Genomic DNA, 21358 nt, shown 5'->3' on the forward strand with positions numbered 1-21358 from the left:
ATTCGGAAAGGTTCCCTGATTTTACAAAAATTTTTGTCAGTCCAAAAACAGCTGGACCCAGGCGCTGCCCGAGCGGGCGATACCGATGCGGGAATAATCCTCGCTCAGGATGTTTGCGCGATGGCCGGGAGAGTTCATCCAGCCGTTCATGACCGCGTTTGCGTCGGCGTAGCGGCTGGCGATGTTTTCGCCTGCGGCGTGGTAAGATTTGATCCCGACTTCCTCAAAAACGGTAAAGCACGAGGTTCCGTCCGGACGATCGTGCGAGAAGTAGGTGCCCAGTTCTTCGGCGCGGATAGCAGCCGCCTTGCACAGATCGGGATCGAGCGTCAGCGCGTCCACGCCCTGCGCGGCGCGTGCTTTATTTACGAGTTCCAGAACCGCCTCGGCCGGCATCGCATGCGCACCGAGTAAAATGGTGTGCGTAGCTTCCTCGTAATCGACCGGGAAGTTCAGCGCTTCGCCCAGATCGCGCAGTTTGAGATAGTTAAAGCCGCCGACCTCGCAGGCTGTGAGCGTAACCGACTGACCGTTCACGGTCAGCGGCAGGGAGATGAGCGCAGTCTCTGCGACCGTGCCGTCCGGGATGGGTGCCAGATCGCCCTGCACGCGGGTGTAGGGCTGACCGGTCGTGAGAGAAATGCCCGTGCCATCGTAGTCGACCGAAAACTGACTTTCGGTGCCATTCAAGATGGTGGCAACGTCGCGCAGTTTAAAATAGGTATAGCCATCGATCTCGTAGCCCGCCAGCGAGACTTCCTGTCCATTGCGGACGATGGGCTGGTGGTTGGGTGTTGCCTGCACGGCGAGCGCCGAAGTCGGCAGCAGCATCAGGCAGGCCAGAGCGGAACACAGAGTGCGTTTCATGCAAGATTACCTCCTCGTAAGATGGACAAAGCGGGGGTTTCGCTGTCTTCATTATAAGGGCGTTTAGGCGTGTGCGCAATACGGAAAAAACGGTCGATGGATGGAGATAAAAAAACGCCTGCCGGAGTGTTCCGGCAGGTGGGAGGCTTATGCGTCCAAGTCGACCATCACGTCGTCGACCGCGACTGCGTTGTGAATCATACCGTTTTCGGTCAGCCAGTCGATGTCGTTCTGCCAGACCGCAGGTTCCTGACTGAGGAAGGGAGCGTCTTCGTGCTCCATGGCAGGCAGGAGGATGGACATGGACTGTTCCTCGACCGAGCGGGTCAGCGGGAAGTTTTCGGCGTTCTGGCGGCTGAGCAGCAGGTCGAGCGAGCCGTCAGGGTCGTTTTTCATGTCTTCGAAGCCCTTTTTGCTGGCACGCAGGAAGGCGCGGAGCAGTTCGGGATCGTTTTCGATGGTATCGTCGTTGGAGACAAAGACCAGTTCATAGTCGGCGGGCACGCCGTAGTCGGACATTTTGAAGTAGTTGACCTCAAAGCCCTCTTCTTCGAGCTGGGGCACTTCGTGGTTGAGCATGCAGCCCAGCGTCACGTCCACCCGACCGGTGGTCATGGAACTCATCAGGTCCATGCCGACATCGGTCATGGTGACTGTGGACGGATCGACTCCGGCGTTTTCCATCATGGTCTTTGCCAGCGCTTCAGACAGGGGAGAACCGCCGTAGCCGACCGTCTTGCCGGTAAAGTCCGCAGCAGAAGTGATGTTTTTTTCTTTGAGCGACAGCACGACGCTCAGCTGTTCCTGACAGACCGCACCGATGGACTTGACCGGGACATTTTGTTCGGCGCGTGCTTCGATGACGTACATGGGATAGTAGATGCCGAGCTGTGCCTGACCGGCAGCGACCAGAGACAGGGCATCATTTCCGTTGGCCGGGAACTGGAGCTGCACGTCCAGACCTTCCTCGGCGTAATATCCCTTTTCGATGGCGTTGTACAGGAAGCAGTGGACGGCGTTGGGGTACCAGTCGAGCACGACATTGACCGTTTTGAGACTATCAGCCGACTGCGTGTCGGTCTGCGCGTCGGACGAGGTGCTGCCGCAGCCGGTGAGCGCGAGCAGCGTGGCCGCCAGACCAGCGGCGAGCATACGTTTGATGTTCATGGGAAAGCCTTCTTTCAATAGATTTTATTATTGTTCGCCCCGCCAATGCACGACTTTTTTTTCGATCAGGGCGAGTATGGAGACGAGCAGGATGGCGACCGCCGACAGCACGACGATGGGGGCAAAGACACCTGCGCCGTCGAGCTGGGTGATCATGCGGCGGCTGAAGTAGCCCAGACCGGCCTGTGCGCCCAGCCATTCGCCGATCGCCGCGCCCACGATGGACATGGGAACGGCCATTTTCAGGGCGGAAAAGAAATAGGGCAGGGTGGCGGGCAGTTTGAGCTTGCGGAAAATCTGAATGCGGCTTGCGCCGTAGGTCTCGAGCAGCTCGATCATCTCCACGCGCACCGAGCGCAGACCGTCATAGACCGTGATGGTGATGGGGAAAAAGGTGATGAGCACGGTCACGAGCACCTTGCTCCAGATAGAGTAGCCGAACCACAACACAAAGAGCGGAGCAAGGGCGGTGGTGGGGATGGTCTGGGAGGTGATGACGATGGGGTAGATGGCACGCGAGACCGCCGGGTATGCGTCCATCAGGATAGCCAGCGCCAGACCAAAGACGATGGAGATGGCCAGACCAATGACGGTTACCTGCATGGTGGCAGGCAGGTGAGCGGTGAAGAGCGGGACGCGCAGTTCCCACAATTTCTGCAAGATCTGGGTCGGAGAGGGCAGAATGTAGGCCGCATTCATGTGCATCGCGCCCATTTGCCACAAAATCAGCAGGGCAAAGACCACGATGAGTGCGGGAAGCTGATTTTTACAGGTGTTTTTCATTGGACACCCCGCTTTCTGAGCAGATCGATGAGCTGTTCGCGCAGTTCGATCATGCGCGGGTCACGCAGACAGGCGCGTGTGCGCGGATAGCCGGCAGGAACCTCGATGGAGGTCAGGCGGCGGATGGGTGTTTCCTCGACGACCAGCACGCGGCTGGACAGAAAGATCGCCTCCTCGACGTCGTGGGTGATGAACAGCACGGTCTTGCGGTCGGCTTCCCACTGTCCGAGCAGCCATTCCTGCATGGAAATACGGGTCAGAAAGTCGAGCGCCGAGAACGGCTCGTCGAGCAGCAGGAGCTCGGAGTCGGTCAGCACCGTGCGTGCAAAGGCCGCGCGCTGGCGCATACCGCCCGACAGCTCGCTCGGCGCTTTGTCCTTGGCATCTGCCAGACCGACCTGTGCAAGCGCAGCGTCCACCCGGGCTTCCATTTCGGCATTCGACAGACCGCCGCGAATCTCGAGCGGCAGGCGCAGGTTCTGCCCGACCGTACGCCAGGGAAAGAGCAGGTCTTTTTGCGGCATATAGCCGCAGTAGCGCTTCTGTGCATGGATATCCTTGCCGCCGACCAGAATTTCACCCGATTTCATGGGCAGAAGCTGGTTTGTCAGGCGGAAAATGGTGGATTTTCCGCAGCCGGACGCGCCGATGATGGATACAAACTCACCGGGAGCAATGTGGAAGGACAGGTCATCGATGATGTTGAAGTCCTCGACCTCATACTGAAAGGTCACATGACGAAATTCCAGCATCTTACTGTTCCATCTTCCAGGCCATGTCCCAGAATCCCTTCTCGTACCGCGCACAGGTACGGAAAATATCAATGAGTTTTTGGGTCTGGGCCTCGGTGTAGTCTGCGGTCAGTCGGTCGACCAGTTCGCACAGCGTGACGTTTTCCTGTGCGTAGCGCTCGGAGGCATAGCCGGTCACCCATGCGCCGTAGAAGGCATCGTGCAGACAGTCGGGCTTGCGGCGCACCATCTCGCGGGCGATGTGCTCATAGCTGACCGCACAGGCCAGAATGGCGGTCAGTGCTTCGACCGGGCCGCCAGCCTGCGCACAGGCCAGCATGTAGGACGTGTAGGAACGGCAGGCGAGTGCGGGCTGAGCCTGACGCAGCGCCTCACGCGAGATGCCGAACGTACCCATGTAGCCCTCGTGGATGTTCATTTCGCAATCCATAATCTGCGCGATGTACTGGGCAAAGACGTGCATCACGTCCGGGTCGTCGGCCTTGCTCATGCCGATGGCGAACACCTTGGCGTAATCGAGCAGGTATAAATAGTCCTGAATGGTGTAAAAACGGAATTTTTCGTGGTCGAGGTCACCGTTCTGGATGCCCAGCACGAACGGATGGTCGTAGTAGGCCTGCCAGAGGTCGGTGGTCGCAGCCAGCATGCGTTCAGTTGTTTTCATTGTCTGTATCCTCCTGTCTCATGCGTTCGGCCTTGTCGCGCAGATCGCGTGCGGCCTGTCTGGGGTCTTCCTGTGCGAACAGTGCGGAGACGACTGCCGCGCCCTGCATGCCGCAGCCGGTCAGCTGCAAGATGTTGTCCGCGCTGATGCCGCCGATGGCGACTACCGGCACATCGACTGCCGAGGTGATCTCGCGCAGGGCTTTTGGGGACAGATGACGGGCATCGTGCTTGGTGGTCGTGCCAAAGACCGCGCCGACGCCCAGATAATCGGCGCCCAGCGCCTGTGCACGTTTGGCGGACTCGACCGTGTTGGCTGACAGACCCAGGATCAGGTCACCGGCCAGCTCGCGCACGTTGTCACCCGGTACGTCGCTCTGACCGAGGTGGACACCGTCCGCGCCTGCCGCACGGGCAAGCTCGATGGAGTCGTTCATAATGAACGGTACGCCGTATTTCTTGCAGACGGGCGCGATCTCACGCGCTGAGGCTAAGATTTCGTCGGGTGTTTTGTCTTTTTCGCGCAGCTGTACCATGGTGGCACCGCCTAAGATGACTTCCTCGACCACTTCGGCCAGCGTGCGGCCGTGCAGCCAGGAACGGTCGGTGACCGCGTACAGCGTCAGCATTTTTGCATCAAATTTCATGGGAAAACGCTCCTTTTGGACTTATCGCAGGCTGACGCGCAGCGTTTTGAGTACGCTGGTGCGCTCCAGTGCGCAGATGACGAGCACGGCGACGATGGAACCGGCAACCGTGTTGAGCAGGAAGGAGGGCACGAAGGCGAAGAGCGCCGAGGTCTTGCCCATGAGCAGGACTGCGATGGGGTAGGACAGCATGGCGCCCAGAATACCGGTGCCGAAAACCTCACCGACGAAAGCGGACGGCAGACGCTGGATGCGCTGGTAGAGCAGACCGGCGAGCAGAGCGCCGACCATGGAACCGGGGAAGGCCAGCAGGCTGCCGGTGCCGATCAGGTTGCGGATGAGCGAGGTGACAAAGGCCGAGCCGACTGCGTACCAGGGGCCGAGCAGGACGGCGGCGAGGACGTTGACCATGTGCTGCACGGGCGAGCACTTTGCTGCACCGATCGGGATGGAGAACATGCCGCCGACAACAGCGATGGCGGTCAGCAGACCGGCGAGTGCCAGTTTGCGGGTAGAATTTGACGATTTCATGGCTTAATCCTCCTCAGAAAAGAACGCGTGGAAGTGGTTTAACGGACCGCAGCCCTTGCCGATGGCGAGCGAGTGGCGGATGCCCTCGGTGACGTAGTCCTTGGCCAGACCGACCGCCTTGACTACATCGTGACCGAGTGCCAGATTGGACGCGATGGCAGAGGACAGCGTGCAGCCGGTGCCGTGGGTGTTCTTGGTGTCGATGCGCTCGTTTTCAAAGTGGTGGAAGGACTGACCGTCGTAGAGCACGTCGAGCGCGTTGCCGACTGCATGACCGCCCTTGACCAGTACGTTTTTGCAGCCCATCGCGTGAATGCGGCGTGCAGCCTCCTCCATGTCGGAAACCGAGTGGATTTCCATTTTGGCGATGCACTCGGCCTCGGGAATGTTGGGGGTGAGCACGGTGGCCAGGGGCAGGATGTACTCGATGAGTGCACCGACCGCATCCGGGTTCATGAGCGGCGCCCCGTTTTTGGCGTACATGACCGGGTCAATGACCAAATGCTTGGGCTGATACTGGCGCAGCTTGCGCGCGACTGCCTGCATACAGGGCGGCGTGGACAGCATACCGACCTTGACAGCATCGGGGAAGATGTCCTCGAACACCGCGTCCATCTGGTCCTCGATGACCTTGGGCGAGATGTCCTCGATGGAAATGACACGCGCCGTGTTCTCGGCGACAACCGAGACGATGACGCTCATGGCGAATACGCCGTGCGCCGACATGGTCTTGAGGTCGGCCTGGATGCCAGCGCCGCCCGAACAATCCGAGCCCGCAATGGTTAATACTTTTTTCATGGTATTTCCTCCCTTTATTTGCCGAACGCATAGAAAAAAGGGATACCCCACACAGGGCATCCCTTTGGTATTTCGTTTGATTCCGCGCTTTGCGCACGGAACGCGCGCAAAAACCGCTTGTGCATCCCTACGTTGGCATTATCCAAATCAGGTAAGGTCGAAAGCGCATAGCTTTCCTCTCAGCTTTTCTAAAAGCTCCCTTGCATATTTTATTGTAGCACGGTTTGTCAGAAAAAGTCAACGAGAAACTTGCTTTCCAGCGGTCATACCGTCGAAAATTGCGTCTGCCAGCACGCAGGCCGGGTCATCCTGTTCAATTTTTCCAGCTGCGGCGGCCAAAACAGCGGCTTGTCCGCAGAGGTCGGACGATGCGAAGTGCACAAAGGCCGCGGTCTCCCGGGCAAGGCGAATGCCCTTGGGCGTGTACAGTTCACGGTTGTCGTCTGAAAGGCCGAACTTGGATTTTTTGGCCTCGGGTGCACAGCCGCCCTTGTCGCGCAGACTGCGGCGGCCTTCGTGGACGAGCTGAAGCACAATGTTATCCACACGCTGTGCATCATTTCGTGCGGCCTGATAGAGTTCGCTTTGCTGCAAGCTGCCGTCCTCTTCCGCCCAACTGCGTACCGCGTCATAGAGCAAGGCGGCAGTGCCCGAGAGCGCGGGGGATTCCTCGGGAAAATACAGCTCGAGCTGCACGTCTGCACCGAACGAACGCAGCTTTTTCTTGGGGGACGAGCGGGTGAAAACCGCCTTTTGCTGTACCCAGTCCACCATCAGCGCACGGATGAGGTCACGCGGCTGACCACCCAGATCGAGCGCACGTAAAAGCGCACCCATCGCGCCCAAATCACCGCCGCACGGCAAAACGTCACGCGCCGGGATGGAATCGGCCTTGACCATACGGCGCAGCTTGGACTCTGTGACCGGCCCGCGCCGCAGGAAAAGCCAGGCCACCAGGACAATGATACCGATGGCCAGCAGATTGGCCAGAATCATGCCCATACCTTGGAGCAGGAACATGGTTTAATACCCCATTTCACCGGCGAGCAACTCGTCGTGATCGACCCACTGCTGCACGTCAATGATGTCGTATGTATCCATGTCGCGGCGGATGATGACCTGTGCGATACCGGCGTTGATAATCATGCGCTTGCACATGGTGCACGAGTTGGCGTCCGGGATGAGTTCACCGGTGGATGCCTCGCGTCCGACCAGATAGAGCGTTGCGCCCAGCATCTGTTCACGGGACGCGTGGATGATGGCGTTGGCCTCGGCGTGTACCGAGCGGCAGAACTCGTACCGCTCGCCGCGCGGAATGCCCATCTTCTGACGGATGCAGGTGCCCAGATCGATGCAGTTGGCGCGTCCGCGGGGTGCGCCGACGTAGCCGGTCGAAACGATGACATCGTTTTTGACGATGACCGCACCATAGTTGCGGCGCAGGCAGGTGCCGCGCTCGCGTGCGACGTCCGCCATGTCCAGATAGTAGTTATGTTTGTCCCGTCGATTCATCTCTGATTCTCCTGTTCCGGGCACAATTTGCCCTCGTGCATTAAAATTCGTCGTTCGGCTCGTTTTGCCGCCTGTTGGTCGTGGGTGATCCAGACAATCGTGCGCCCGTCCGCGTGCAGACGGTCGAATAAGTCCAGAATTTCGCGCGCCGCGCGTGGGTCGAGGTTGCCGGTCGGCTCGTCGGCGAGCAGCAGGTCGGGGTTGGTACACAGCGCACGGGCGATGGCGACGCGCTGCTGCTGTCCGCCCGACAGCATTTCGGGCGTGTGGTGCAGGCGTGCACCCAGACCGACCATGCACAGCGCATCGGCTGCACAGTCCAGTCGTTTTTCCCGCGAGACACCGCGGAAGGCCAGCGGAAGCGCGGCGTTTTCCAGCGCATCCATGCCGGGTACCAGACTGAAGCTCTGAAAGACAAAGCCGATGTGTGCGCGGCTGAGTGCCGCCCGATTGCGTGCAGATAAATCCGAGGTCGGCTGACCGCACAGCCAGTATTCACCGCTGGTCGGACGGTCGAGCAAGCCGATCAGGTGCATGAGCGTGGACTTTCCCGAGCCGGACGCACCCAAAATGGCCGTATACGTTCCCGGTGCGATGGTCACGTTCACCTTGTCCACCGCGCGGACACGTCCTCTGTCATATATTTTACAGATATTCTCCATACGAATCAAGAAAAAATCCCTCCTCTGCCTGCATTAGCATGACACCGGAGGGAAGAGTTTATGCTTTTTTCTGCTTCCAGATGCCCGAGCGGACGAACAGAAGCGAGGCCACTGTGCCGATCAGCCAGCCGACCGGCCAGCTCAGCCAGATGCCGATGACACCGAGACCCAACACGATGGAGAAGACGTAAGCCAGCACCACGCGCAGGATGAGGTCGGAGAAGGTCGAGACCATGAACGGCCCCATCGCACCCGCACCGCGCAGTACGCCGTCGGCGCTGAGTTTGAGCGAAATCATGGCGTAGAACGGGGTAACGACCTGTAAAAACAGCGCACCGGCTGCGATGACACCGGTCTCACCGGCACCGACGAACAGGCGCATCACGAGCGAGCCGCCCAGCGCGAACAGCAGAGAGAAGGGGATCGCGACTGCGACCGAAATTTTCATACCGGCTTTGAGTCCCTGGGTGACACGATCATAGCGTCCTGCACCGATGTTCTGCGCGGAAAAACTGGAAATTGCGCTGCCCATGGCGGTCAGACCGACGATCACAAAGTTATTGAGCTTCATAGCTGCCGAATAACCGCCAACAATCTCCCAGTTGTAGCCGTTGACCAGCCACTGAATGAACAGGTTGCCGACCGAGATAAAGCTCTGCTGGAGAATGCTGGGAACGGCCAGATAGGCGACGCGCAGCAGCATATTGCCCGAAAAACGGCGGAACGGTGCACTTTGCAGACCGCGCAGACGGGACAGCAGGATGACAAAGGCCAGAACGGATGCCACACCCTGCGCAAGGAAGGTCGCCCAGGCGATACCGGACACGCCGAGGTCAAAGAAAGCAACCAAGACGTAGTCTAAGATGACGTTGCCGACCGACGAGCCGATGAGCAGATAGAGCGGCGTTTTGCTGTCGCCGAGTGCGTTAAAGATACCGGTACAGATGTTGTACAGGAAGAGGAAGATCATGCCGTAAAAGTAGATGCGCAGATATTGGTCTGCGTCGGCAAAGATGTAGTCCTCGGTACCCAGACCGCGCAGCATGTCGGTGCAGAAAAGCAGACCGCCGAGCGTCAGGATCACCGCGATGCACAGGCTGGCGAGGATGGAGGTCGAGACCGCGGTTTTCATGCGGTCGTACTCACGTGCGCCGAACAGCTGGGATACTGCAACCGAACAGCCCAGATTCAGACCGGTCGCGACCGCCATAAACAGCATGGTGACCGGATACGATACGCCGATCGCGGCGAGCGCTGCACCGCCGACGCACTGGCCGGCGATCATGCTGTCCGCAATTTGATACATTTGTTGAAATGCTACGCTGCACAGCAGAGGCAGCGCAAAACGCCACAGGATTTTACCGGGTTGTCCCTCGGTCAGGTTGGTTACCATCCGTGACGCGCCCCCTTTCATTTGGCCCTATTTTTAGGACGTTTGGTTTCATTCGGTTTTCATTATACGTCTAAAACACCGTTTGCTGCAAGGGCAGAGGGCGGGAAATCGACCATTTTCAGCAGATGGTACAGTTTTACCGTTCGAGAGACCGGACTTGACAGACAGATTGATCTGTCTTAAAGTGGAGGGAGAACAAGGAGGTCAAAAAATATGCGCGTTTTATTTGTAGATGGATGCATTCGCGGAGCGCAGTCACGCACACGCATGCTGGCACAGACATTTTTGGATACATTGACCGCGAGAAAACCCGGTTGCACGGTGGAAATCGCGGATTTAAATACACTGCGTCTGGTTCCGCTCTTTGGGGACACTTTGGCCGAGCGAGACGCGGCAGTCGCCAAGCAGGACTGGACAAATCCGTGGTTTGCGCAGGCGGTGCAGTTTCAGCAGGCCGATTTGATCGTCCTTGCGGCACCGTTCTGGGAGGGAACCTTCCCAGCAGCCATGCACACCTATATTGAGCATATCTGCGCGGCTGGCCTGACCTTTAAGTATGGGGAAGACGGTTCGCAGATTGGCCTGTGCAAGGCGAAACACGCGGTATTTTTCGGCACCAAGGGCGGTATTTATTCGCAGGGCGCAGCACGGGAAGATGACTTTGCCGCACGATTCCTGAAAACTAATTTGCGTATGCTGGGCATTCCGGAACTCGATGTCGTGGAGGCAGAAGGATTGGATATTGACGGCGCGGACGTGGAAGGAATTCTGGAACAGGCGAAGAATCAGGCGCACGCTGTGGCAGAACGCCTGTAATTCCCGCCCGCAGGCGAAATAAAGTTTTCGCCGGCCTTTTTCAAAAGGCCGCGGGTTCTCAGGGCAGAGCCCTGAGACGGACTCCGCAGAGTCCGGAAACCCCTCTTGATTTTCGCCTTTGCGAAAATCAACCAAAAAGAAAAATAAAAGCGCCGTCCGCAGACGGCGCAATCTCTGGAAAGACCAACCATTCGGTTGGTCTTTCCTTTTTTGTTTGTTTTAATTGAAACCCGGGGCGGGCACCGGGTTTCAAAAAGGGATTTCGCGCTCTGCGGAGCGCGACTTGAGGCTCTGCCTCAAGACTCCGCAAGCCTTTCGAGAAAGGCTTGAGCGAAAGCTTCAACATTACTTTTGCGCTTCCTTTTTCGCCATGCGGGTCATTACAGTAGCGTAGATCACCATGAGAACCGCGCCGACTGCCAGACCAGCCCAGCCGTTCTGCGACAGACCGGCAACCAGATAGCCGACAAAGCTGATTGCTGCAATGGACAGCGCGTAGGGGATCTGGGTGGAAACGTGGTCGATATGGTGGCACTGTGCGCCAGCGGAAGCCAGAATGGTGGTATCCGAGATGGGCGAGATGTGGTCGCCGCAGACTGCGCCTGCAAGGCAGGCTGCAACCGTGATGGTGAGCATCTCGTTTGCGCCGAAAATGCTGACAGCAATCGGAATCAGAATGCTGAACGTACCCCAGGAAGTACCGGTTGCAAATGCAAGACCGAGTGCAATGAGGAAGAACAGTGCGGGCATGAACAGACCGATGGCCGACTCAGGATTCACAAAACCAGCAACGAAACCGCGCAGGTTAAGGTAATCATCCGAGCAGATGCCGGACAGCGTCCATGCAAGGGTCAGAATGAAGATTGCGGGAACCATTGCCTTGAAGCCAGCGGTGAAGGACTCACAGAACTGGCTGAAGGTCAGGATGCCGCGGGGAACGTACATCAGGAAGGTGAAGACCAGTGCGGCAAAGGAGCCGAGAACCAGTGCGTCGGAGGACGAGCAGTTTGCGAATGCGTTGGAAATCGCCTCGAAGGACAGCTCGTGAATACCGCCGCCCGAGTAGATCATCGCCGAAATGCAGGCAACGATCAGGAACAGGATGGGGATGATGAGGTCCTTAACCGAACCCGAACCACAGATGACCGTGGATTCCTCGCCGGTCGAGTCGATCTTGCCGCTCTCCAGAATTTTCTTGTTGTACTTGCCCATCGCCATAAAGTCAACGTCTGCGATCATCAGCCAGAGAATGAATGCCAGCGTCAGCAGTGCGTAGAGGTTGAAGGGGATGGTGCTCAGGAACAGAGTAAAGCCATTGATGCCTGCATCCTCGGGCAGAGAGGAGGTGACGGCAGCTGCCCAGCTGGAAATCGGTGCGATGATGCACACGGGAGCTGCGGTCGCGTCGATGATGTAGGCCAGCTTTGCGCGGGTAACCTTGTACTTATCGGTAACCGGACGCATAACCGTACCGACGGTCAGGCAGTTGAAGTAGTCGTCGACGAAGATGAACATGCCGAGGAACGAGGTTGCCAGCAGCGAGCCGCGGCGGCTCTTGATGACGTGGGATGCCCATTCGCCGTAGGCGCGGGACGCGCCCGACTTGGTCACGAGGGATACCAGAATACCCAGCATGACCAGGAAGATGAGGATGCCAATGTTGTCGCTGATTTTGCTGCCCATGATCGAGAACGTAGTCTCGGTCGCGTGCAGCGGGTTGCCGCCACAGAATAACAATGCACCTGCGAAAATACCGATCAGCAGAGAGGAGTAAACCTCTTTGGTGATCAGCGCAAGCGCGATTGCGATAATCGGAGGCAGAACCGCAAAAATTGTTGCGCTCATGTGTTTTTCTCCTTACTTATAATTTTTGATACTAGTTTCTATCCGTCTAATCATTATACACGGCGCGACATATTTTTACAAGTTTTTTACCTCATTTCCTGCACGGATTATAAGATTTCCTGATTTGGGTTCCATTGGCAGGCGGCGAGGTCGACTCGACCGTCGGGCAGGAAGGGGATGCCGTCGGCTTCCAGCAATGCTTTCTGAATATCGCTGCCGCCGAAGGCAAAGGCACTCGACGTACAGCCGTTGCGGTCGACCACGCGATAACAGGGGATGCCGTCCGGGTCGGGATTGACATGCAGTGCATAGCCGACCACGCGCGCCCAGCGGGGATTGCCTGCCAGACGGGCAACCTGACCATAAGTTGCAACCGTTCCGCGCGGGATACTGCGCACGACGGCATAAATACGTTCATAACTATTCATTCGGAATCCTCCCGTGAAACGTTCTTATTTTGCTTAGTGTACCGCGTTTTGATGCGCAGGGCAAGTATCTGCACGCAATTCAGCCTCAAAAGGCAGAAAGAAGCCCGGAGCACACGAAAGAAATCGCATACCCCGGGCGAGGAGAAGATTGGCAATGTGGAATTTAAGCCTTTCGGGTCAGCGCGCAGCCGATATCGCAGCTGTCGCCGTCGCGGAAGGTGATATGGATGATACAGAAGACCTGGTCATAGTCCTGCTCTCCGTCGGGAGAGAGAAAGGAGACCGGGAACGAGCAGGCGGTCACTTCACCGTCTTCCGAGGGAATCATGCTGACGCTCTGCACCGAGTAGTTGGATAACTCGGTCATCGGCAGACCGGTTTTCGGGTCGTAGGCGGTATTGGGATCAAATTCAACTTCCACCCGTTCGATGTCCTTGCCGGGTGTTTCCAGGGTGAGATTGGTGGCCTGGGGCACGCTGTCCCATTTGCCGGTCATCTCGATCGCCTGTGCCGTGCTCAGCCGATCTACTTCGGCGCTGTCCCACTGGTTGGGATAGCTCTGCACGCTGGTCAGCTCGCCGGTCAGCCCGTCAGGCTGGGAAAAAGTCAGGGAGTAGGTAAAACCTTCCATCAAACCGTCGGCGGTTTTGAGGGAAGTAGAGGATTGCTGTGCCGCATCAAGCGGAATCTGCTGCACGACCGCGTTTTGTTCGGTGGGTGCTGCGGTTGCTGTCGTTTGTGCACGTCCGGGTGCAATCGCTGCAATGATCAGCGCGATGCCCAGGATAATGGGGGCACGGTTCATACCCGATCAGCTCCTTTCATCGAATTCTATCTAATATTAAGACGCGCAGTTGCCGGAAAAAGTTCCGAAAGTCTAAAAAATTTTTTGGTTTTTGTCGGACTGCGAAAAAACTGCACGAAAACCAGCTGTTTCCTCAACACTTTGACCACTTACCGGCGCTATATGACCGCTTACCGCGCAGGACTTGCACATGGGAACGCCAGACTGTATACTGAAGCCAGAACAGGGGGAATGTGCACATGAAGGTCTTGCAAAAACGCATCCCGGCCGAGGCCGAGGAGTACGCCGTCCTGCACCTGCATGCGCAGGATGTAGCGACCGACCGACTGGTACGGTACTTGGAACAGGAATATTTTCGCGCGGTGCGCTTGCTGTGCCGCAAGGGAGATCAGACCGTGCCGGTGGACTGTGAGAACGTCTGCTGCATCGAGACCGAGGGCGAAGTGCTGCGCGTGTGCACGATGGACGACGTGCTGACGCTGCCCGAACGGCTCTATCAGGTGCAGCGTCTGCTACCGCAGAGCTTTGTGCAGGCCGCACGCGGGGTGCTGGTCAACTTAGACCGCATCGAGTGTTTTGAACCCCTGCCCAATGGCCTTATCCGTGCCAGACTGGCAAATCAAGAATATGTCTATATCTCCCGCAAATATGCCAGAGAATTGCGTGAGCGACTGAAGGAGGGGACGTTATGAAGGGATTTTTGCAGCTGTGCCGCAGTCAGCTGCTGTCCGGTATCAGTCTGGGACTTGCCCTGATGGTGTCCGCGCTCTTTGCCGTGTACAGCTTCGGGGACAGCGCGATCTCTGCCCGTTGGATGAACCTGCTGCCATGCATGACCGTACTCTACATGCTGGCCGGTGTGCTGCTGATGGCGTGGCATCGCCGACCGCCGCGCCGCAGACCGGCGACACCATACTTGTCCGGTCTCAATGCGCGATATATCTGGGTGCTTCCGGCATTTCTGTGGTGGCTGCTCTTCCGCCTGACCGGTTTTGACGTGCTGGAGCGCTGCCTGCTGTTCAACCTCATCTTGCTCGCCGTCCTGTGGACGGTCGAATACAGCATGGCGCGACGCATGGCTAAGGCGCTCAATGGCGCACTGGGGACGCGCACGCCGACGGTCATGCCGGCCAGTCTGATCGTTGATCTGGACGACTGCCCCAAGGGAATCGAAGCTTTCTGCATCGAAATCGAGCGCTACTGCATCAAAAACCACATCGACTATCAGTTTATTGAGCGCGACAAACCGGCCATTGTTTTGATGAACGGCGTCAAACACCGGGTCGAGCTGGGTGTCTATTACGGCTATGTGCCCGGGTGGTTCCTGAAATTCACCGAGCTGTGAGGAGGGATTCTCTATGAAATGGCTGCATCCATCGTTCTGGGTGACCTATGACAAATCCACCTATCCGACGGTCGCGGACGCACAGCAGGCGATCGAGCGGTATTGCCGGGAAAACGGTCACACCTGCCGCTTTTTAGAGGATGATACCGTAGAGATCGACGGTGTTCCGCATGAGATTTACCGGGGATATGAACCGGGCAGTCGGGGAAACTACGGCATCAAATGCCGAAAACTGTAATCAGGCCAAAGAAAACCGCTCCTGTTTGAGGAGCGGTTTTTCTATTTATATGGTTCAGAGAGGTTTACCAGCCAAAGAAGTAGTTGAAGGGGTTCTGGTTGTAGTACTGCTGACCGTCCTGACCCTGGCTGTACTGGTTCTGCTCGCTTTCCTGCGTCAGTGCCGGGTCATCGCCCTGCAGGTCGTGCTGATCGTTCAGTGCAAAGGAAACCGTGAAGGTCTTGCCGGTGGACATGCGGTACAGGGTCAGAGTGATCTTGTCGCCTGCGGACAGTTCATCCTTGACCGCGTTGACACCGTCCATGTCGGTGACCTCGGTACCGTTGATGCCGGTGATGATGTCGTTTGCCTGTACGCCGGCTGCGGCTGCGTTGGAGCGAGAGTCAACATTGATGACGCGCACGCCCTGCGGGATGCCGTAGGCTGCCGACTGCTGCTCGGAAACGTTCTGACCGGAAATACCGATCTGCGGACGACCGGCGATGTAGCCGTTCTGGATGAGTTCGTCAACGATGGGCTTTACGGTGTCCATCGGGATTGCGAAGCCCAGACCCTCATAGTAGCTGATGCCCAGCTTTGCCGAGGTGATGCCGATGACCTGACCATACTTATTGATAAGCGCACCGCCCGAGTTGCCGGGGTTGATGGCAGCATCGGTCTGGATGAGGCTCATCACGCGGTCATCGATGGTGATGTCACGGTTGAGCGCCGAGATATGGCCGCCGGTGATGGTGTTGGCGAGATCCAGACCACCGGGGGAGCCGATGGCGTAAACTTCTTCACCAACCAGCAAAGAATTCGAGTCGCCGAACTCTGCCGGGGTCAGGGTGGTACCTGCCGGGTCGATCTTGAGGACTGCAAGGTCGGTCTGCTCATCAAGGCCGATGACCTCAGCCGGGAAGGAAGTACCGTCCGACATGTAAACGGTGATCTTGTCCTGCTGTACGCCGGTGTTTTCATCGACAACGACGTGGTTGTTGGTGATGATGTAGCCGTCCGCGCTCATGATGACGCCCGAACCGGTACCGCCCTCACCGCTCGTCAGGTTGACCGCCTGAATGGAGACAACCGAGGGGGAAACCTTGGCGTAAATCTCCTCGCCGGACAGGCCGTCATTGGTGGAGTTGGAGGTCGTAGTCGGGCTGGAGATGTTGACCGACGGCAGGTTGGAGTTGACCGAGGTCGCCGAAACCGAGGAAGAATTGTTGTCCGCGCCGCCGCTCATCGAGCTGCCGATGGCGATACCGCCGACCAGCAGGACGCAGGCTGCGGCGATCGAACCGGCGATCAGAACGGGCTTGCGGCCAAACTTGCGGTTCTTGCGGCGCTCTGCACGGGCAAGCTTGCGGGCATGCTTGGCAGCACGCTTGTCTTCCTGATGCATCCACTCCTGATAGGTTGCGTAAGCCGGGTGAGACGGCTGGTTCATGGGCTGCTGTGCGTTCGGATCGAACGACTGCTGTGCACCGGTGTTGGTGTGGTACGACTGCTCGGGATTGAGCGGTCGGGGCTGGGTATCCATGCGGTCGGAAGCAATGTCCGACGGCTGCTCGAAGACGCGCTGGTCGGGATATTGTGCGTCGTCCTCAACCGGATGGAATGCGTCGTGTTCGGTGGTGGGTTCATTCTGTGTGGTCTGAGAAGATGTATCGTTGCTTTCCCAGGGATTGTTATTGGAATTGTTTTTATTCTGAAGATCCATGATCTAACACCCTTTCCTTTGATCTGTCTTTATTGTACGCACGGATTGTGATACTTTGTTGTCACAAATATGAATATTCCGTGAATTCTCGCTTTTTTACATAACCGTTTTTTCACACAAAACCCAAGGCCGAAGCCTTGGGCAGTGTACGTTATTTCTTGTTGGGTTTGGTGACGGGTGCGAGCGGGAGGGTGAAGGAAAACTCGGTCTCACCGCCGTCCGAGCGCACCGAAATATCGCCGCCGTGCAGGTTGATGATATTCTTGACGATGTACAGTCCCAGACCGGCACCCGAGCGGTCACGCGAGCGCGAGCGATCGGTCTTGTAGAAGCGGTCGAAGATGTGCGGGATATCGTCAGGCGCGATACCGCCGCCAGTGTTGCAGATGGAGAACTCGCAGAATGCGCCGGCCGGGTAAGCGGTGACGCGCAGCTTGCCGCCGTCGTCGATGAACTTGACCGCATTGTCCACCAGATTGTAGACCGCACGGAAGACGTGGTCGCGGTCACCCATGACCATCAGGCGGTCGGCAAAGTCGACCTCGACGTCGATGTTCTTGGCTGTGATCTTCTGCTCAAAGGACAGCAGAATCTGGCTTGCCATTTCCGAGAAGTCGAAGGGAACCGGGCTGATGATGAGCTCGCCCGACTGGATTTTTGCCGCCGCGAGCATGCTCATGGTCATGCGGGACAGGCGCTTGACCTCCTCGGAGATGACAACCAGATATTTGCGCTGCTGATCCTGCGGGATGGTGCCGTCCAGCATACCGTCGACGAAACCGCTGATGGTGGTCATCGGGGTCTTGAACTCGTGGGATACGTTGCCGATAAAGCCCTGGGTCAGCTCCTCGAGCTGTTCCAGATCGCGTGCCATGTTGTTAAACGAGGTGGCAAGCTCGTCGATCTCGTCGCAGTGGTTGTCCTCGGGGACGCGCACGCTGAAATCACCGGCTGCAAATTCTTTGGCCGCGTTTGCCATGGTTTTGAGCGGACGGGTCATGCGGCTAGACAGAAAGTAGGAGACGACCAGCGCACCGACCAGCGAAATGATGATGATAATGAGGAAAATCTGGGTGATTTCCTGCAGGACACCGACCACACGCTCGCTGCTCGCGGCGATCAGCACCAGCGCGAGATCCTTGCCCGCACTGTCTTCACACAGCGCGCCGACGATGTAGTGCTTTTCCGAGAAGACCGAGCCGAGCGTGCCCACCGAGGAATAGACGCTGTCGCGTGTGATGGCATTGACGACCTTTTGGGGAATGGTGCCGCTGTTGCGGTAACTGCCGGTGTCGGGATCGACGCGCAGCAGGATATTGCCCGACAGGTCGGTCAGGATGATGCTCATTTGGTTCTGCTTGGCGGTGGTGCGCAGCGAGGCATCGAGCACGGCGACATTGAGGCTGTCACCGGTCTGTACCGCCAGACTGGTCAGCTCAGAGATCGATTCCGCGGTCGCGGACAGCTGGGACTCTTTTTCCGACTTGGAATAGCGATCCATCTGATAGAAGAACGCGCCGCCGGCCAGTCCAAAGGCCACCAGAATCAAAATGACCGAGGAAATGAAATTTTTTGCAAAAAAGCTTCGTTTCAACTTGGATTCCCCCTGGTATGCGGTCAGTTTTTGGTCTCAAACTTGTAGCCGACACCCCAGACGGTCTTGAGTTCCCACTTGTCCGACGCGCCCTCGAGCTTTTCACGCAGACGCTTGACGTGTACGTCGACCGTGCGGGTATCGCCGAAGTAATCAAAGCCCCACACGTCGTCGAGCAGCTGGGCGCGGGTGAATACGCGGTTGGGACTCTGCGCGAGGAAGTACAGAAGCTCAATCTCCTTCGGGGGAGCGTCCACATGCTTGCCCGCGATGATGAGCTCGTAAGCCTGCTTGTCAATGATGAGGTTGTCAAAGGACAGTTTGCCGCTGTCGTCGGGGGACAGACGGCGCAGCACAGCGCGCACGCGGGCGACGACCTCGCGCATCTCGAGGGGCTTTACAATATAGTCGTCGGCACCCAGCTCCAGACCGGATACCTTGTCCATGGTCTCGCCCTTGGCCGTGATCATGATGACCGGCATGCTCGAGCCCGAGTCACGGATTTCACGGATGACCTGCCAGCCGTCCATGACCGGCATCATCACGTCGAGCAGCATCATATCGGGGTTTTCTGCCTTCCACTTGGACAGACCAATCGCACCGTTTTCCGCTTCGGAAATGTCATAGCCCTCGCGCTCGAGGTACAGGCGCAGCAGCTCGCGGATATTCTCGTCGTCCTCGACGATCAGGATTTTTTTATTGCTCATGTTGGGATTCCCACCTTTATTCTCGTATGTATCAGGGTGTCGGTCTGGCCGACACATTACCCTATAATATCATTATACACCATCGCCTGCGCGAAAGCATGAAGGATTTGTAAAACACGGACAAAACAGTTCAGCTGGTGTCGGAGACTGGGGATGCGCACAGCGAAGAGAAACGGGGAATATCTGGAAAAATACATTATTTTTTGCACACGCTCTTTCCGTACGCCCTTTCATCCTGTATAATAGAGTGCATAGAAATCGTGTGAAAGGAATGATGAAGATGGCGGACTTTATGACCCATGATCTGCTGGGCGAACAGGCGCTTGCCGTATTCCCGGCTGCTGCCCAGCGCGCTGCGGCTCTGCATCCTGCGGTATTCCGTTGGGGTCTGCAAGGGCCCGACCCGCTCTTTTTCCACAAGGTATACGCCGGCAGTCCGCTGCACAAGCTGGGCAACCGGCTGCATGAGGAACGCACCGACGCATTGTTTACCGTCTTTGCCGAGTCGGTCAACCGCTTGACCGATGAAAGCCATGATATCGCATCCGCCTATTTTTACGGCTTCCTGTGCCATTACGCACTGGACAGTACCATTCATCCTTACGTATATTATCAGGAGCACGAGTGCATCCGCGCCATGCCCGGAGAGAATGCCTCGGCCATCCATTGCCAGATCGAGACCGATATTGACTGCGCACTGTATGACCGCTACAAGGGCGATCACCTGCACCTGCCCACCGCAGCCTATCAGATGAACGACCAGGAGATCGCGGTCGTGTCGGTCATCCTGCATCACCTCATTCGCTGCGTGCTGCGCGTGGACGTGCCGACCAGCGAGCTGCGCCCGGCATTTGCCGAGATGCTGGCCTGCCAGCGGCTGTTCTATCAGGGCGGACGCGGCCTGAGCCGACCGGCACGTACGGTCGAGCGACTGCTGGGCAAGGGTCCGCTGCTGACCTCGCACATCAAGACCGGCCTGCCCCAGTGGGATGCGCTCAACGAGTCGCATTCGCCGTGGCGCAACCTGTGGAACCCGGATGTCGTGTGCACCGAGAGCGTCATCGAGCTGTTTGAACTGGCCAAGGACAAGGCGGCCGAGCTTGCCAGCAGCTACGCAGCACAGTTCGACTCGGGCTGGATGCTCAATCTGTCGTACTATGAGCCGTTTGACAACGGCAATTACCGCAGACAGAAACCGTAAATCTGTACATCAAAGAAAGCCCGCTTGGGAGCGGGCTTTTTGTCTGTCCGAAAGAGGAGAACACCTATGATTCTGCCGTTTGCCTATACCATCATCCGCTCAAAGCGCAAGAGCATCCAAATTCGGGTGAATGCACAGGGACAGGTCGAGGTGCGCGGCGGACGCAGACTGACCAAAGCGCAGGCCGAACAGATCTTGTATCAGCATCAGGACTGGGTACAGACCCAGATCGCGCGGCAGACCGCCCGGGCAGCGCAGCGGCACATCCTGACCGCGGATGAGATTGCCAATCTCACCGAGCAGGCCGAGCGGGATTTACCGGTCAGGACGGCGCACTGGGCGGCGCGCATGGGCGTTCAGCCGACCGGTGTGCGAATCACGGCAGCTGCGACCCGGTGGGGAAGCTGCTCGGCCAAGAACCGCATTTGCTATTCTTTTCGCGTTATGCTGCTGCCCGAAGCCCTGCGCGATTACATCGTGGTGCATGAACTGTCCCACATCCGTCAGAAAAATCACAGCGCGGACTTTTATGCCGAGGGGATGCGCTATCTGCCCGACTTCGTTCTGCGTCGGAAGGAGCTGCGCGCATGGGAGCGTGCGCACCCGCTGGGGTAAGGCATAAAAAGAGCGCACCGAAGGAGGAACGGTGCGCCCTTTGTAATGGAAAACGAGGGATTCCCAAAAGGGCTGCACACCCGTGCAGCCCTTGTTATTTCAAACTATTCAATTGTGCCCTTTTGTTCCGTTTCTCCGCAGCGCCTCGATCTTTGGCCTATCTGCCAGGGTCTTTATCGAAAACTTTCCATCGGCGCGTAGTCTGCCGGAGCCATACTCATCAGTATGCCCATCGGAATGCTCCCAGAGAACGTCGTTTCCGTCGGCTGTTCGGCTTAGTGGGCACC

25 protein-coding genes and 1 riboswitch are annotated in these 21358 nt (G+C 57.6%); of the genes, 6 read left to right on the forward strand and 19 right to left on the reverse strand.

What is annotated here, in order from left to right; genetic code table 11:
- Window positions 1-36: 36 nt before the first annotated feature.
- The 12 genes from B5D52_RS00945 to B5D52_RS01000 form a co-directional block, all read right to left on the reverse strand.
- Complete coding sequence (locus B5D52_RS00945; RefSeq protein WP_016147823.1) at window positions 37-867, reverse strand: CAP domain-containing protein; 831 nt, start codon at window positions 865-867, stop codon at window positions 37-39.
- A 147-nt stretch (window positions 868-1014) separates the two neighbouring features.
- On the reverse strand, window positions 1015-2034 hold the full coding sequence (locus tag B5D52_RS00950; RefSeq protein ID WP_016147822.1) for an ABC transporter substrate-binding protein: 1020 nt from the start codon (window positions 2032-2034) through the stop codon (window positions 1015-1017).
- A gap of 27 nt (window positions 2035-2061) precedes the next feature.
- Entirely contained in the window at window positions 2062-2817 is a 756-nt protein-coding gene (locus tag B5D52_RS00955) for an ABC transporter permease (RefSeq protein ID WP_016147821.1), read from the reverse strand.
- Entirely contained in the window at window positions 2814-3569 is a 756-nt protein-coding gene (locus B5D52_RS00960) for an ABC transporter ATP-binding protein (RefSeq protein WP_016147820.1), read from the reverse strand. The genes B5D52_RS00955 and B5D52_RS00960 overlap by 4 nt, the downstream gene beginning before the upstream one ends.
- A 1-nt stretch (window position 3570) precedes the next feature.
- Window positions 3571-4233 (reverse strand): thiaminase II, encoded by a 663-nt coding sequence (gene tenA / locus B5D52_RS00965; RefSeq protein WP_016147819.1) that lies wholly within the window; start codon window positions 4231-4233, stop codon window positions 3571-3573.
- Window positions 4220-4879, reverse strand: a complete 660-nt coding sequence (thiE, locus tag B5D52_RS00970) for a thiamine phosphate synthase (RefSeq protein ID WP_016147818.1) — start codon at window positions 4877-4879, stop codon at window positions 4220-4222. The genes tenA and thiE overlap by 14 nt, the downstream gene beginning before the upstream one ends.
- Window positions 4880-4900: 21 nt before the next feature.
- A complete protein-coding gene (thiW, locus tag B5D52_RS00975) occupies window positions 4901-5410 on the reverse strand; it encodes an energy coupling factor transporter S component ThiW (RefSeq protein ID WP_016147817.1) in 510 nt (169 codons plus the stop codon).
- A gap of 3 nt (window positions 5411-5413) precedes the next feature.
- The gene (thiD, locus tag B5D52_RS00980; protein WP_016147816.1) at window positions 5414-6208 is read right to left on the reverse strand and encodes a bifunctional hydroxymethylpyrimidine kinase/phosphomethylpyrimidine kinase; all 795 of its coding nucleotides are present in this window, start codon (window positions 6206-6208) and stop codon (window positions 5414-5416) included.
- Window positions 6209-6314: 106 nt separating this feature from the next.
- Window positions 6315-6420, reverse strand: a riboswitch (TPP riboswitch).
- Between the two features lie 25 nt (window positions 6421-6445).
- Window positions 6446-7228 (reverse strand): hypothetical protein, encoded by a 783-nt coding sequence (locus B5D52_RS00985; RefSeq protein WP_016147815.1) that lies wholly within the window; start codon window positions 7226-7228, stop codon window positions 6446-6448.
- A 3-nt stretch (window positions 7229-7231) separates the two neighbouring features.
- The gene (locus tag B5D52_RS00990; protein WP_016147814.1) at window positions 7232-7720 is read right to left on the reverse strand and encodes a deoxycytidylate deaminase; all 489 of its coding nucleotides are present in this window, start codon (window positions 7718-7720) and stop codon (window positions 7232-7234) included.
- On the reverse strand, window positions 7717-8382 hold the full coding sequence (locus B5D52_RS00995) for an ABC transporter ATP-binding protein (RefSeq protein WP_040332831.1): 666 nt from the start codon (window positions 8380-8382) through the stop codon (window positions 7717-7719). Before B5D52_RS00995 ends, B5D52_RS00990 begins: the two co-directional genes overlap by 4 nt.
- A gap of 58 nt (window positions 8383-8440) precedes the next feature.
- Complete coding sequence (locus B5D52_RS01000; protein ID WP_016147812.1) at window positions 8441-9775, reverse strand: MATE family efflux transporter; 1335 nt, start codon at window positions 9773-9775, stop codon at window positions 8441-8443.
- 213 nt (window positions 9776-9988) lie between these two features.
- On the opposite strand from B5D52_RS01000, the gene B5D52_RS01005 reads away from it, so the two are divergent.
- Entirely contained in the window at window positions 9989-10591 is a 603-nt protein-coding gene (locus tag B5D52_RS01005) for an FMN-dependent NADH-azoreductase (protein WP_016147811.1), read from the forward strand.
- A 127-nt stretch (window positions 10592-10718) separates the two neighbouring features.
- On the opposite strand, the gene B5D52_RS01010 is transcribed toward B5D52_RS01005, so the two are convergent.
- From B5D52_RS01010 to B5D52_RS01025, 4 genes are all read right to left on the reverse strand, one after another.
- Entirely contained in the window at window positions 10719-10937 is a 219-nt protein-coding gene (locus B5D52_RS01010) for a hypothetical protein (RefSeq protein ID WP_040332536.1), read from the reverse strand.
- Window positions 10937-12436, reverse strand: a complete 1500-nt coding sequence (locus B5D52_RS01015) for a Na+/H+ antiporter NhaC family protein (RefSeq protein ID WP_016147809.1) — start codon at window positions 12434-12436, stop codon at window positions 10937-10939. The genes B5D52_RS01010 and B5D52_RS01015 overlap by 1 nt, the downstream gene beginning before the upstream one ends.
- A 107-nt stretch (window positions 12437-12543) precedes the next feature.
- On the reverse strand, window positions 12544-12864 hold the full coding sequence (locus tag B5D52_RS01020) for an MGMT family protein (protein WP_016147808.1): 321 nt from the start codon (window positions 12862-12864) through the stop codon (window positions 12544-12546).
- 163 nt (window positions 12865-13027) lie between these two features.
- The gene (locus tag B5D52_RS01025; protein ID WP_016147807.1) at window positions 13028-13669 is read right to left on the reverse strand and encodes a hypothetical protein; all 642 of its coding nucleotides are present in this window, start codon (window positions 13667-13669) and stop codon (window positions 13028-13030) included.
- A gap of 239 nt (window positions 13670-13908) precedes the next feature.
- On the opposite strand from B5D52_RS01025, the gene B5D52_RS01030 reads away from it, so the two are divergent.
- The 3 genes from B5D52_RS01030 to B5D52_RS01040 are packed head-to-tail and all read left to right on the forward strand — an operon-like array spanning window position 13909 to window position 15252.
- On the forward strand, window positions 13909-14361 hold the full coding sequence (locus tag B5D52_RS01030) for a LytTR family DNA-binding domain-containing protein (protein ID WP_016147806.1): 453 nt from the start codon (window positions 13909-13911) through the stop codon (window positions 14359-14361).
- On the forward strand, window positions 14358-15014 hold the full coding sequence (locus tag B5D52_RS16200) for a DUF4318 domain-containing protein (RefSeq protein WP_016147805.1): 657 nt from the start codon (window positions 14358-14360) through the stop codon (window positions 15012-15014). The genes B5D52_RS01030 and B5D52_RS16200 overlap by 4 nt, the downstream gene beginning before the upstream one ends.
- Window positions 15015-15027: 13 nt before the next feature.
- Window positions 15028-15252 (forward strand): DUF4318 domain-containing protein, encoded by a 225-nt coding sequence (locus B5D52_RS01040; RefSeq protein ID WP_016147804.1) that lies wholly within the window; start codon window positions 15028-15030, stop codon window positions 15250-15252.
- A gap of 64 nt (window positions 15253-15316) precedes the next feature.
- Here the strand turns inward: B5D52_RS01040 and B5D52_RS01045 are convergent, their stop codons facing one another.
- The 3 genes from B5D52_RS01045 to B5D52_RS01055 form a co-directional block, all read right to left on the reverse strand.
- Window positions 15317-16954: a S1C family serine protease gene (locus tag B5D52_RS01045; protein ID WP_016147803.1), complete on the reverse strand. Its 1638-nt coding sequence runs from the start codon at window positions 16952-16954 to the stop codon at window positions 15317-15319.
- A gap of 151 nt (window positions 16955-17105) precedes the next feature.
- Window positions 17106-18548: a sensor histidine kinase gene (locus tag B5D52_RS01050; protein WP_016147802.1), complete on the reverse strand. Its 1443-nt coding sequence runs from the start codon at window positions 18546-18548 to the stop codon at window positions 17106-17108.
- 23 nt (window positions 18549-18571) lie between these two features.
- Entirely contained in the window at window positions 18572-19255 is a 684-nt protein-coding gene (locus B5D52_RS01055) for a response regulator transcription factor (protein ID WP_016147801.1), read from the reverse strand.
- Between the two features lie 271 nt (window positions 19256-19526).
- Here B5D52_RS01055 and B5D52_RS01060 point away from each other — a divergent pair, with 271 nt between their 5' ends.
- Both B5D52_RS01060 and B5D52_RS01065 read left to right on the forward strand, forming a co-directional pair.
- Window positions 19527-20456: a zinc dependent phospholipase C family protein gene (locus B5D52_RS01060; protein ID WP_078689084.1), complete on the forward strand. Its 930-nt coding sequence runs from the start codon at window positions 19527-19529 to the stop codon at window positions 20454-20456.
- A 66-nt stretch (window positions 20457-20522) separates the two neighbouring features.
- The gene (locus B5D52_RS01065) at window positions 20523-21071 is read left to right on the forward strand and encodes a M48 family metallopeptidase (protein ID WP_016147799.1); all 549 of its coding nucleotides are present in this window, start codon (window positions 20523-20525) and stop codon (window positions 21069-21071) included.
- Window positions 21072-21358 lie beyond the last annotated feature (287 nt).

It is taken from the genome of Butyricicoccus pullicaecorum DSM 23266 (assembly GCF_900167005.1).
GTDB lineage: Bacteria > Bacillota > Clostridia > Oscillospirales > Butyricicoccaceae > Butyricicoccus > Butyricicoccus pullicaecorum.